Source organism: Polaromonas sp. P3_A5, from assembly GCF_056403055.1.
This window is the reverse complement of sequence record NZ_JBFUGF010000001.1, coordinates 1,464,544-1,477,489: the sequence shown is the minus strand read 5'-3', so window position 1 is coordinate 1,477,489 and position 12,946 is coordinate 1,464,544. Positions and strand designations below refer to the sequence as shown.

At 59.5% G+C, this 12,946-nt stretch carries 8 protein-coding genes and 4 tRNA genes; 1 reads left to right on the top strand and 11 read right to left on the bottom strand.

Going from position 1 to position 12,946, the window contains the following annotated elements; translation table 11 throughout:
• Positions 1 to 12 precede the first annotated feature (12 nt).
• Positions 13 to 1,290, bottom strand: coding sequence for an efflux RND transporter periplasmic adaptor subunit (locus tag AC1DU8_RS07130; RefSeq protein ID WP_457280303.1), 1,278 nt, complete (start codon positions 1,288 to 1,290; stop codon positions 13 to 15).
• Between the two features lie 174 nt (positions 1,291 to 1,464).
• On the opposite strand from AC1DU8_RS07130, the gene AC1DU8_RS07125 reads away from it, so the two are divergent.
• The gene (locus tag AC1DU8_RS07125) at positions 1,465 to 2,136 is read left to right on the top strand and encodes a TetR family transcriptional regulator (protein WP_457280302.1); all 672 of its coding nucleotides are present in this window, start codon (positions 1,465 to 1,467) and stop codon (positions 2,134 to 2,136) included.
• Here the strand turns inward: AC1DU8_RS07125 and AC1DU8_RS07120 are convergent.
• The 10 genes from AC1DU8_RS07120 to AC1DU8_RS07075 form a co-directional block, all read right to left on the bottom strand.
• Positions 2,133 to 2,768 (bottom strand): DUF6806 family protein, encoded by a 636-nt coding sequence (locus tag AC1DU8_RS07120; protein ID WP_457280301.1) that lies wholly within the window; start codon positions 2,766 to 2,768, stop codon positions 2,133 to 2,135. The genes AC1DU8_RS07125 and AC1DU8_RS07120 overlap by 4 nt on opposite strands.
• A 63-nt stretch (positions 2,769 to 2,831) precedes the next feature.
• Positions 2,832 to 2,924, bottom strand: a tRNA-Leu gene (locus AC1DU8_RS07115).
• A gap of 82 nt (positions 2,925 to 3,006) precedes the next feature.
• Positions 3,007 to 3,080, bottom strand: a tRNA-Cys gene (locus AC1DU8_RS07110).
• A 99-nt stretch (positions 3,081 to 3,179) separates the two neighbouring features.
• Positions 3,180 to 3,255 (bottom strand) — tRNA-Gly (locus tag AC1DU8_RS07105).
• Between the two features lie 74 nt (positions 3,256 to 3,329).
• Positions 3,330 to 5,759 (bottom strand): endopeptidase La, encoded by a 2,430-nt coding sequence (gene lon / locus AC1DU8_RS07100; protein WP_477726587.1) that lies wholly within the window; start codon positions 5,757 to 5,759, stop codon positions 3,330 to 3,332.
• Between the two features lie 116 nt (positions 5,760 to 5,875).
• Complete coding sequence (gene clpX, locus AC1DU8_RS07095; protein ID WP_457280299.1) at positions 5,876 to 7,141, bottom strand: ATP-dependent Clp protease ATP-binding subunit ClpX; 1,266 nt, start codon at positions 7,139 to 7,141, stop codon at positions 5,876 to 5,878.
• Between the two features lie 121 nt (positions 7,142 to 7,262).
• Positions 7,263 to 7,919 (bottom strand): ATP-dependent Clp endopeptidase proteolytic subunit ClpP, encoded by a 657-nt coding sequence (gene clpP / locus AC1DU8_RS07090; RefSeq protein ID WP_477689352.1) that lies wholly within the window; start codon positions 7,917 to 7,919, stop codon positions 7,263 to 7,265.
• Positions 7,920 to 8,076: 157 nt separating this feature from the next.
• Positions 8,077 to 9,387 (bottom strand): trigger factor, encoded by a 1,311-nt coding sequence (gene tig, locus AC1DU8_RS07085; RefSeq protein WP_477726586.1) that lies wholly within the window; start codon positions 9,385 to 9,387, stop codon positions 8,077 to 8,079.
• A gap of 108 nt (positions 9,388 to 9,495) precedes the next feature.
• Positions 9,496 to 9,582 (bottom strand) — tRNA-Leu (locus AC1DU8_RS07080).
• 118 nt (positions 9,583 to 9,700) lie between these two features.
• On the bottom strand, positions 9,701 to 12,946 hold the full coding sequence (locus AC1DU8_RS07075) for an efflux RND transporter permease subunit (RefSeq protein ID WP_457280296.1): 3,246 nt from the start codon (positions 12,944 to 12,946) through the stop codon (positions 9,701 to 9,703).

The window sequence follows — 12,946 nt, the reverse complement described above, 5'->3', positions numbered from 1 at the left end:
GTAGTTGGCTCCTTACTTCGCTGCTGCAGAAGCAGCGGAGGCAGCAGGCGCAGCAGCTTGCGCACCGGAGGCGGCGGATGCGGGGGCGGAAGCCGCATCGGCCGGCTTCGCACCGGCCGGTTGCCACGGCACGGGCTTCACCGGTGCGCCCGGCTGCAGTTTCTGGAACCCGTCCACCATGACTTTTTCGCCGGTCTTTAAGCCGTCGAGCACCACCCACTGGTTGCCCTTGGCGGAGCCGATCTTGATGGGACGCGGGCTGACTTTTCCATCGTCGCCCACCACCATGACAGTGTCGCCCTGCGCGGTGCGCGTGACAGCTTGCTGGGGCAAGGTGATGGCGTTGCTGGCCTGCGCCTGCTCCAGGCGTACGCGCACATAAAGGCCGGGAAGCAGCTGGCCCCCGGGATTGGGCACTTCAGCCCTCAGGGTCACCTGCCCCGTCGTGGAGTCGACCGTCAGGTCGGAAAACAGCAGGCGGCCGGGACGGGCGTATTCGGTGCCATCTTCGAGCACGATGCGCACGCTGGCCGCTTCGGCGCCCGTGGCACGTTTGAACTGACCACTTTCCATGGCAGCACGCAGCTTCATGATTTCAGGGGCGGATTGCGTGAAGTTCACATACATCGGGTTGATCTGCTGGACGACAGCCAGCTGGGTGGCCTCGCCTTGGCCGACCAAAGCGCCTTCGGTGACCAGCGCACGGCCAATGCGGCCCGAGATTGGGGCTGTCACTGCGGCGTAGCTCAGGTTGATGCTGGCTGTCTGCACATTCGCCTTGCCCACAGCAACGTCGGCCTCCGCCTGCTTTTGCGCTGCAACGGCGTTGGCATATTCCTGCTTGCTGATGGCGTTGGCCTCTACCAGCGGCTTGTAACGCTCGGCCAATGCGGCGGCCTGCGCCAGGTTGGCCTCAGCGCGCGCCTGGCCCGCTTTCGCGCTGGCGGCGGCGGCGGCATATGGTGCGGGATCAATCGTGAACAGCGCCTGCCCTTCTTTTACGTCGCTGCCTTCACGGAACAGCCGTTTTTGCAGGATACCGGCCGCGCGGGCCCTGACCTGTGCCACGCGTGAAGCCTCCAGGCGGCCCGGCAACTCGGTCACCAGACCGACGTCACCCTGGGTAACTGTCACCACACCCACTTCCGCAGGAGGCGGTGCCCCGCCGGGAGCACCGGCACCCTTGCCGCATCCGGCCAGGAACAATGTGAGTGCAGCAACCAGGACGAGAGGCTGGTATGGCGCAAAAGAGGAGAATAAAGGCGAATGGACAATGCGAGACTTGGGCATGCTGATCCTCAAAATTTGGGAAAAAAGCGGAAAGCGGAATATGTGAGCGGCGTTTGATGCAAGTCATCGTTTTGCCGAAAACAAAAAGAATAAGGGTTTTTACGAGTGATATAGTTTACATACATTTGTGAATGTATACGACAACCCGCTAAATTGACTTGCAGGAGACATGGATTGGCCCGTCGGACAAAAGAAGAAGCCATGGCGACCCGGCACAAGCTGCTGGATGCGGCTGAACATCTATTTCAGGCTCAAGGTGTCTCACGCACGAGCTTGCAGGACATTGCACGCCGCGCAGGCGCCACACGCGGTGCGGTCTACTGGCATTTCAAGGACAAGGCAGACCTGTTCAACGCCATGATGGAGCGGGTTACCCTGCCCATGGAGAACTCGTTCAACCAGGAAATAGACCCGCAGCAACATCCGGGCGAGGACTTCCTCAATCCGATGGACAGGATACGACGCTCCACTGCCAACGCGCTGCGACAAATTGTGACCGACGCGCAAACGCGGCGCGTCTTTGAAGTCGCGACCCAGAAGGTCGAATATGTGGAAGAACTCCAGGCGGTTCGCCTGCGTCACCTGGCAGTGCGCGGTGGTTTTTTATCCGGCATCCAGCAAAGCATAGAGGCGGCAGCTGCACAAATGCGCCTCCAGTTGCCTGCACCGGCTTCAGCGGCGGCGCAGGGGCTGCATGCGCTGATCGATGGCCTGATACAGAACTGGCTGCTGGATCCGGGGGCTTTTGACCTGCTGGAAGTCGGCCAGCATGCGATAGACGTTTACCTGCGGGGACTCGGCTTTCCTGGCTCGCCCGCAGCCTCAGACTCACCCAAGCCGGCTTAGTGCAAATGCCGGGGCTTGCGGCCACCGCCGCCATGGCCGGAGCCACCTTGGGGTCCGCCCAGGCCGCGCGGCGGTTTACCGAGTTGCATGGAGTTCACCAGTGCATCAAAGCGCTGCTCGAACAGCTTGTCGACGGCCGCAACGACCTCACCGAGCTCTGATCCGTCAAAGTGGCGCTCCATCAGGCCGATCATGTCCTGGACCAGGAGATCGCGCTGCACCTGCATGATCGCTGCCGGCGTGGGACCTACAAAATACATCGCGAAATCATCACGGGCTTCCTCTTCGTCTGCGCCTTCATCTTCGTCAAAGTCGGAGTCGTAGAAGGTCACTTCGATGGGAGCGCCCGCTTCAGCGAGGTCGTTCAGGCCCATGCACATTTCGTCGAGCGCCTGGCGAAAGTCTTCGTCGCCAGGGACTGTCCAGCACATTTGAAGCAAATGTTTTTGCGCGTCGAACCGGATGCCCGGCTCTTCCTCATAAGCGCTGGCAGCACCGGCCGCCAGGGACTTGGAGCCGGTGTATTTCCACAGTGGCTTGAGAGCCTCCTGCAGCTGTTCAAAATTAACGTCCGCGCGCAATGGCACTTCGCCGTGGACGTGGATCTCAAAAGGTGTGTTGTAGCGGGACATGATGGAATTTATCTTACCCAGTTTTCGAAAGCGCGCCCGGCGCGTGGGTGAGCCGCCCAATCGTGGTGCCTGAGACCGGAATCGAACCGGTACGCCCGTTATTCACGAAGCGGCGGATTTTAAGTCCGCTGTGTCTACCTATTTCACCACTCAGGCTCAAACGCCGTTTTCAAACGGCCGGCAGCGTATTGTCAAACAAAAAAGCCCCATAACTGGGGCTGGTTGCAGGAAGCTGTGATGGAGGCGCGGGCCGGAGTCGAACCGACCTACTCGGATTTGCAATCCGGTACATAACCGCTTTGTTACCGCGCCGTATTCTGTCTGCTTGATAAAGCCCGACGGCTTTACCCAATAATCCAACGAAACCCCCAATGAAAAAGGACAGCATTTTTAAAGTGCTGCCCTTTGAATTGGAGCGGGAGAAGAGTCTCGAACTCTCGACCTCAACCTTGGCAAGGTTGCGCTCTACCAACTGAGCTACTCCCGCGATTACAGCCTCAAATTATAGCGTAGTTTTTTGAGCTTTTCCAAAAGCCGCAAAAAACTTTGCGAAAGGCCTCATTAATGCTTCACCGTACCGGCTGCTTCCGCAGGCGGAACCACAGCAGCCGGCGCAACAACAGCGGCTTCCTCGTCGGTCAGCGGAACAGGCTGGCGCTCGAGCGCAACCTGCAACACCTGGTCGATCCATTTCACCGGCACGATCTCCAGGCCGCTCTTGACGTTGTCTGGAATCTCCTGCAGGTCCTTGGCATTTTCCTCGGGGATCAGCACGGTCTTGATGCCACCCCTCAAGGCGGCGAGCAGCTTTTCCTTGAGCCCGCCGATGGCCGTGACCTCGCCGCGCAGGGTGATCTCACCCGTCATGGCCACATCACCACGCACAGGGATACCCGTCATCGCGGAAACAAAAGCAGTGGTCATCGCGGCGCCCGCGCTTGGACCGTCCTTGGGCGTCGCACCGTCCGGTACGTGGATGTGGATATCGCGCTTTTCGAACATCTCGTCCTTGATGCCGAGAACCTTGGAGCGGCTGCGCACCACCGTGCGTGCGGCTTCGACGGATTCCTTCATGACATCGCCCAGCGATCCCGTACGTGTGATCACGCCCTTGCCGGGCATCATGGCAGCCTCAATCGTCAGCAAGTCGCCGCCGACTTCCGTCCAGGCCAGCCCCACCACCTGGCCGACCTGGTTTTGTTGTTCGGCACGGCCATAGTTGAACTTGCGCACCCCCAGAAAATCGTTGAGATTATCGGGTGTCACGACGACCTTGGGTGCCATCTTTTTGAGCTGGATTCCCTTGACCACCTTGCGGCAGATCTTGGAGAGTTCGCGTTCAAGCGAGCGCACGCCGGCTTCACGTGTGTAGTAACGCACGATGTCGCGCACGGCCTGCTCCTGCACTTCAAGCTCTTCTTCCTTCACGCCGTTGTTCTTGACCTGCTTGGGCAACAGATAGCGCATCGCGATGCTGGTCTTTTCGTCTTCGGTGTAACCGGACAGGCGAATAACCTCCATGCGGTCCAGCAAGGCCGGCGGAATATTCATCGAGTTCGAGGTTGCCACGAACATCACATCGCTCAGGTCGAAGTCCACCTCGACATAGTGGTCACCGAAGGTGTGATTCTGCTCAGGGTCGAGCACCTCCAGCAGCGCGCTGGAGGGGTCACCACGGAAGTCGGTGCCCAGCTTGTCAATCTCATCCAGCAGGAACAGCGGATTGCGCGTGCCGGCCTTGGTCAGGCTCTGCAGAACCTTGCCCGGCAAGGCGCCGATATAGGTGCGGCGATGGCCGCGAATTTCAGCCTCATCGCGCATGCCGCCCAAAGCCATACGCACGTACTTGCGGCCCGTAGCTTTGGCGATCGACTGGCCCAGGGAGGTTTTACCAACCCCCGGAGGCCCAACCAGACACAGGATCGGAGCCTTGAGCTTGTCCACGCGCTGCTGCACCGCAAGATACTCAACAATACGGTCTTTGACTTTTTCAAGACCGTAGTGGTCTTCGTTAAGAACGTTCTCGGCGTTGCCCAGGTCGTGCTTGATCTTGGTCTTTTTACTCCACGGCAGGCCGGTCAACACATCGATATAGGTGCGCACCACGGTCGCCTCGGCGGACATGGGCGACATGAGCTTGAGTTTTTTGAGCTCGCTCTCGGCCTTTTTACGGGCTTCCTGCGGCATCTTGGCGGTCTTGATCTTTTTCTCGATCTCTTCGATGTCCGCCCCCTCTTCGCCTTCGCCTAGTTCCTTCTGGATGGCCTTGACCTGCTCGTTGAGGTAGAAATCGCGCTGGTTCTTTTCCATCTGACGCTTCACACGCCCACGGATTTTTTTGTCGACGTTGAGGATGTCGACCTCACGCTCAAGCTGTTCGTACAGGTTCTCTAGCCGGGCCTTGACCTTGTCAAGATCCAGGATCACCTGCTTCGCATCCAGCTTGAGGGGAAGGTGCGCGGCGATCGTGTCGGCCAGGCGTCCCGCATCGTCGATGCTGGAAATCGAGGTCAGTATCTCGGGCGGAATTTTCTTGTTCAGTTTGACGTAGTGGTCAAACTGCTGCATCACGGCACGGCGCAGAGCTTCAATCTCACTGGTCTTGTCACCGGCGATCACCACCACCGGCTCAACAGGTGTGACATTGGCCGTGAAATGCTGCTCGCCCTCTTCGATCTTGTTCACGCTGGCGCGCTGCTGTCCTTCCACCAAAACCTTGACGGTACCGTCAGGCAATTTGAGCAGTTGCAGGATCGTGGCAACACAGCCCACCTGGAACATATCTTCCACCGAAGGCTCATCCTTGGCAGCGGCTTTTTGTGCCACCAGCATGATGCGGCGCTCGGCTTCCATGGCCGACTCCAGCGCCTTGATGCTCTTGGGGCGACCCACGAACAGCGGGATCACCATGTGCGGAAAGACCACCACATCCCGCAGAGGCAGGAGAGGAAGGTCAATGGGGGTGGAAGGCAATGAAGTTTGTCCGGACATATAAACCTTAAACGTTGGCCGTGGCAGCCAGTTGCATGGCCCGGCGAAACACAATCAACCCAGACATGGGGCGCAGGAGGCGCTTTTCAAGCATTCCGGCCAGCCTTTTGGGGTGTTCAGGCTTTCTTGGCCGCTTCACGGTACACAAGCAAGGGAGCTTTGTTTTCTTCGATTGTGGACTCGTCCACCACCACTTTATCCACATTGCTGGCATTCGGCAGGTCGAACATGGTGTCGATCAGCGACTGCTCCAGGATGGAACGCAAGCCGCGCGCACCGGTTTTACGGGCCAGCGCCCTGCGGGCAATGGCTTTGAGTGCGGAGGGCCGGATTTCCAGATCAACCCCTTCCATGGCCAGCAACTTGCTGAATTGTTTGACCACGGCATTTTTGGGTTCTGTCAGGATTTGCACGAGTGCGTCTTCTGTGAGCTCGGCCAGCGTCGCCACGACCGGCATCCGGCCGACCAGCTCAGGAATCAGCCCGAACTTGATCAGGTCTTCAGGCTCGACATCCTTGAAGGCTTCGGTCAGGCTGCGGGCCTTCTTGCTCTTGACGGCGGCGCCAAAACCGATCCCGGAAGCTTCGGTCCGGTTCTCGATGACCTTTTCCAGACCTGAGAATGCACCGCCGCAGATAAACAGGATATTCGTGGTGTCCACCTGCAAGAAGTCCTGGTTGGGGTGCTTGCGGCCGCCCTGTGGCGGCACCGACGCCATCGTTCCTTCAATCAGCTTGAGCAGCGCCTGCTGCACACCCTCGCCTGACACGTCACGCGTGATGGACGGGTTATCGGACTTGCGCGAAATCTTGTCAATTTCGTCAATGTAGACGATTCCCTGCTGGGCACGTTCAACTTCGTAATTGCAGCTCTGCAGCAGCTTTTGGATGATGTTTTCGACGTCCTCACCGACATAACCGGCTTCGGTCAGCGTAGTAGCGTCGGCCATCACAAAGGGAACGTTGAGCGTACGCGCGAGCGTTTGGGCCAGCAGGGTCTTGCCGGAACCGGTGGGGCCGATCAGCAAAATATTGCTTTTGGTCAGCTCCACATCGTCTTTTTTGGCTTTTTCCTTATGGCGCAGGCGTTTGTAATGGTTGTACACCGCCACTGCAAGGGTGCGCTTGGCCGGTTCCTGGCCAATAACATAGCCGTCCAGTGTTCCCTTGATCTCTGAGGGCGTGGGCAGGTCGGTGCGCGTCTCGCGAACGTCGTCACCAGCGGGAAGTTCGTCGCGAATGATCTCGTTGCAAAGATCGATGCACTCGTCACAGATAAAAACCGAAGGGCCAGCGATCAGTTTTTTGACTTCGTGCTGACTTTTACCGCAGAAGGAGCAGTGCAAAGTCTTTTCGCTGGAGGAGCCTTTTTTCTCGGCCATTGGGGGGATGCCTTTAAGGAGCCTGAAGGGGGAACTGTTACCTAATGATAACCAATAAAAAAACGGCGTTTCTGTTACAGAAAACGCCGTTGTTGCGGTGCAACTGAAGAACTTTCGACGCTCAGGGCCGCTTGGAAATGACCTGGTCGACCAGCCCGTACTCTTTGGCGTCTTCCGCAAACATGAAATAGTCACGTTCGGTGTCGCGCTCGATCTTTTCGATAGGCTGGCCGGTATTGGCCGCCAGGATGCGATTGAGCTGATCCCGCGTCTTGAGAATGTCTCGGGCATGGATTTCAATGTCCGACGCCTGGCCTTGCGCACCACCGGATGGTTGGTGAATCATGACGCGCGAGTTGGGCAGCGAAAAGCGCTTGCCTTTGGTGCCGGCCGACAGCAGGAAAGCACCCATGCTGGCCGCCATGCCCACGCACAGGGTGGAAACGTCGGGCTTGATGAATTGCATGGTGTCGTAAATCGCCATGCCGGCCGTCACGGAACCGCCGGGGGAGTTGATGTAGAAGGAAATGTCCTTGTCCGGGTTTTCGCTTTCCAGGAAGAGGAGCTGGGCCACCACCAGGTTGGCCGTCTGGTCATTCACCGGACCCACCAGGAAAATCACGCGCTCCTTGAGCAGGCGCGAGTAAATGTCGTAAGAGCGCTCGCCGCGGCCGGACTGCTCGATGACCATGGGCACCATGCCCAGGCCTTGCGCACCCTGAGCGCCTGCTTGCGGGCCGGTATAGCTGCCGCCGTAAATACTGTTTCGGACCATCATGTTTTCTCCAGAGATGTTTGTACTGTACCCAAAAACTCCCCCAGGGAGTTTCGGCGATGGCTGACAACAGACTCGCGAGCCGTTGTGCCGTAGCTCAAAGAAATTGGGGCCTGTGCCGCAAAGCACAAGCCCCAATGTCAGCAATAGCGCTGAAGAATCAGTTCTGGCCCATCAGCTCGTCGAAGGAGATGGTTTTTTCGCTGACTTTGGCCTTGCCCAGCACGAAGTCGGTCACGTTGTTTTCAATCACAACAGCCTCGACTTCGGCCATGCGGCGGTTGTCGCTCAGGTACCAGCGCACCACGTCTTGCGGCTTCTCGTAGCTGGCGGCCAGCTCTTCGATGTGCGCCTTGAGCTGCTCAGGCTTGGCCTGCAGGTCATTGCTGCGCACCAACTCGGCCACCACCAGGCCCAGGCGCACGCGCTTTTCGGCTTGGGGACGGAAGATTTCTTCGGGAATCGGCGCCTTGTCGGCGTCCTTGATGCCGCGCTGCTTCAAGTCGGCGCGGGCGCCTTCGATCATGCGGTCCAGTTCGGCCTGGACGCTGTACTTGGGCAGGTCGAGTTCGGCGTTGGCCACCAGCGCGTCCATCACTGCGTTCTTGTTACGGGCCAACAGGCGGAACTTGACTTCGCGCTCGAGGTTTTTCTTGATGTCGGCGCGCAAGCCTTCGACCGTGGAGTCAGCGATGCCCAGGGACTTGGCCAGTGCTTCATTGACTTCGGGCAGGTGAGCTGCTTCGATCTTTTTGACCGTCACGAGGAAATCGGCCTGTTTTCCGGCCACATCTTTACCGTGGTAGTCGGCGGGGAAGTTCAGGGGGAAAGTCTTGCTTTCGCCGCTTTTCATGCCGCGCACGGCGTCTTCGAATTCCTTGAGCATCTGCCCGTCGCCGATCAGGAACTGGTAGTCCTCGGCCTTGCCGCCTGCGAAAGGCTCGCCGTCGATCTTGCCTTCGAAGTCGATGGTGGCGCGGTCACCGTCTTGCGCCGGCGCATCGGCTGCGCGCTGGGCAAAGGTACGGCGCTGCTTGCGCAGGATATCCAGCGTCTTGTCGATGGCGGCGTCGCTGACTTCAGCGCTGACCTTTTCGACTTCGGCGCCCGACAGGTCGGCGATCTTGACTTCAGGGTAAACCTCAAACACCGCGTCAAACACCAGTTCGCCCTCAGGCGCACCTTCTTTTTCGCTGATGCGCGGCTGGCCGGCAACGCGCAGCTTGGCTTCGTTGGCGGCCACGGCAAAAGCCTCGCCGACCTTGTCGTTCATGACTTCGTAATGCACCGAATAGCCATAACGCTGGGCCACCACGTTCATGGGGACTTTGCCCGGACGGAAACCGTCCATCTTGACCGTGCGGGCCAGCTTCTTCAGACGGGTGTCAACTTCCGACTGGATGGTGTTGACGGGCAGCGTGAGCGTCATTTTGCGCTCGAGCTTTTCAAGGGTTTCAACAGTCACGGCCATGATGGTTCCTAAGATCAAAAATAGTCAAAACAGGTTTTCACCTGGCATGTTGCGGGATTTCCGCAACGGCTGAGCGCACGGGGCAACAGGTGCCCACAGGTCTCAGGGTGGTGCGCGGGGGGGGACTCGAACCCCCACACCATTGCTGGCGTCAGGACCTAAACCTGGTGCGTCTACCAATTTCGCCACCCGCGCGCCGGAAACAAAAACGGGAATCCGAAAAACCTCCGAATCCCCGCTTGAAATCGGTCAACTCTCTATTTTAGCCGTTATCGGGCCCGGTTTTCCGTCCGCAACCGGCGGCCAGAGAGAATCACGCCGGCAGTGGCTTGGCGCTGTCTTGTGGCTTGATGTCCTGCCCGTCTTCCCGTTTGACACGGAACCACGCTGCATACATGGCAGGCAGAGCCAGCAAGGTCAGCACCGTCGCCACCACCAGGCCGCCCATAATGGCGACCGCCATAGGCCCCCAGAACACGCTGCGCGACAGCGGGATCATCGCCAGCACCGCGGCGGCAGCCGTCAGCACGATAGGCCTCAACCGGCGCACGGCGGATTCGACGATGGCGTCCCAGGTGGGCACGCCTCGGGCACGGTCCTGCTCGATCTGGTCGATCAGGATGACGGAGTTGCGGATGATCATGCCGAACAGTGCAATCACGCCCAGCAGCGCGACGAAACCAAACGGCCGGTTCAGCAGTAGCAGTGCTCCGGCCACGCCTGCGATGCCCATGAAGCCCGTCAGAAAGGCGAGGATCGAACGGCTGAAACTGTGCAGTTGCAGCATCAACAGCGTGAGGATGATAAACAGCGCCACCGGCAATCCAGCAACAATGGAAACCGAACCCTTGCTGCTTTCTTCCACCGCGCCAGCCACCTGGATGCGGTAGCCCGTCATGCCATTGCCCTGCCATTTGGCTTCCAGCGCCTTGAGCTTGGGCATCAACTCCTGCGTCACCGTGGCGCCTTGCAGACCTTCAACGATGTCGCTCTGCACCGTGATGGCGTAGTCGCGGTTCTCGCGCCACATCACACCCGGCTCCCAGGTAAATACCGGCTTGGCAATCTGCGTCAGCGGAATCGCTTTGCCCGACGCCGTGGGCAGATAGGCGTTGCCGATGTCGGTGATGGCGTTGCGCTCGTCCAGCGGCTGGCGCAGCACGATGTCAATCAGCTTGTCGCCCTCACGGAATTGGCCCACCTGCGTGCCTGCCAGGATGGTGCGCGAAGCCTGTGCAATCGACTGGCTGGTCACGCCCAGCGTGCGCGCCTTGGCCTGATCCACTTCCAGCCGCAGCACTTTCACCGATTCATTCCAGTTGTCGTTGACGCCGCGCGTGTTGCCGCTTTCGCGCATCACCGCCTTGACTTCATCGGCGCGCTCGCGCAGCACCAGCGGGTCAATGCCCACGACACGGAACTGAACCGGGTAAGGCACCGGCGGGCCGTTGGGCAGCAGCTTGACGCGGCCCCGCACCTCGGGAAATTCGGTGGCCAGCAGCGCCGGCAGCTTGATGCGCAATGATTCGCGCACCTTCAAATCCTGAGGCACCACAATCATCTGCGACACGTTGGTCTGCGGAAAGACCTGGTCCAGCGGCAAATAAAAGCGCGGCACGCCCGAGCCTATCCAGGTGCTCACCGTGCTCACGCCCTCTTCCTTCATCAGGCGCGCCTCAACCCGTTTGGCCGTAGCCTCGTTGGCGGCGAAGGAAGTCCCTTCCGGGAACCAGATGTCGACCATGATTTCAGGGCGGCTGGAGTCGGGGAAGAACTGCTGCTGCACCTTGCCCATCCCCACGATGCCCAACGCGAAGATCAGCACGGTGGATCCGATCGTGATCCAGCGGTGCTGCACGCACCAGTTCACCGTTTTGCGGAAATTGCTGTAGAACGGGCTGTCGAACATTTCGTGCGGGCTGTCCTGGCCCGCGGCCACTTCCTGCACATGCGGCGGCACCTTGAGCAGCAGCGTGCCCAGGTAAGGCACGAAATACACGGAAACGATCCAGCTGAGCACCAGCGCGATCACGGTCACCGCAAAAATCGCGAAGGTGTATTCACCGGTGGTGGACTTGGCCAGGCCGATAGGCAAAAAGCCCGCGGCGGTAATCAAGGTACCCGTCAGCATGGGCATGGCGGTGATCTCATAGGCGAAGGTGGCGGCGCGCACCTTGTCGTACCCCTCCTCCATCTTGCGCACCATCATTTCGACAGCGATGATGGCATCGTCCACCAGCAGGCCCAGCGCGATGATCAGCGAGCCCAGCGAAATCTTGTGCAGCCCGATACCGTAGTACCACATGGCCAGAAAGGTCAGGCTCAGCACCAGGGGAATGGTGATGCCCACCACCAGGCCGGGCCGCATGTCGATGTAATAGCGCTTCCACAACGGCAACTGGCCGGGGCCGTTGTGTGGCCGCTTGTGAAAGCCCAGGGCGATGAAACTGACCGCCAGCACGATCACCACGGCCTCGATCAGCACGCGCACAAATTCATTCACCGAGGTCGCCACCGCCTTGGGCTGGTTCTGCACGTTCACCAGTTTGATACCGGCGGGCAGGGTTTTCTCGATGCGGGCTGAGAGCGCGGTGAGCGACTTGCCCAAAGCGATGATGTCCCCGCCCTTACCCATGGACACGCCCAATGCAATCACTTCCTTGCCCTGGTGGTGCACCTTCACGGAAGGCGGATCCACATAGCCGCGCTTGATCTCGGCAATGTCACCCAGTTGTAGCTGGTTGCCCGAACTGCCCCGGATCGGCATCACCCGCAGCTGCTCAATCACTTCGAACTGGCCCGCCACGCGCACCTGCACGACATCCAGCGGCGTCTGAACCGCCCCGGCCGACTCAATCGCGTTTTGCTGGCCCAGCTGCGCCAGCACTTGGTTCAGGTCCAGCCCCAGTTGCGCCAGGCGCTTTTGCGAGATTTCGATGAAAACTTTTTCATCTTGCACGCCGAAAAGTTCAACCTTGCTCACGTCGGGTACGCGCAGCAGTTGCTGGCGCACATCGTCGGCAAAGGTCTTGAGTTCGGCGTAATTAAAACCGTCGGCCTCCAGCGCGTAGATCACGCCATAAACGTCGCCGAAATCGTCGTTGAAGAACGGCCCCTGGATACCGCCGGGCAGGGTGCCGCGCATGTCTGCGACCTTCTTGCGTACCGAATACCAGACGTTGGGCACGTCCGCGGGCTTGGACGAATCCTTGATCTGGAAAATGATCTGCGACTCGCCCGGCTTGGAGTAGCTGCGTATCTTGTCGGCGAAGGGCGCTTCCTGCAGCGTGCGCTCCAGCTTGTCGGTCACCTGCTCGGCCACCTGCTGCGCCGTGGCCCCCGGCCAGTAGGTGCGCACCACCATGGCGCGAAAGGTAAACGGTGGGTCTTCGTCCTGTCCGAGCTGAAAGTAGGCGGCAAAGCCCAGAATCATCAGCACCAGCAGGAGGTAACGGGTGAGCGCCGGATGGTCCAGCGCCCATTTGGAAAGGTTGAACCGGGTCGAGGGCGAAGCCAGTTCGCCGGCAGCGCTGCTGCTGTCTGGGTGGGGTTGCGTCAT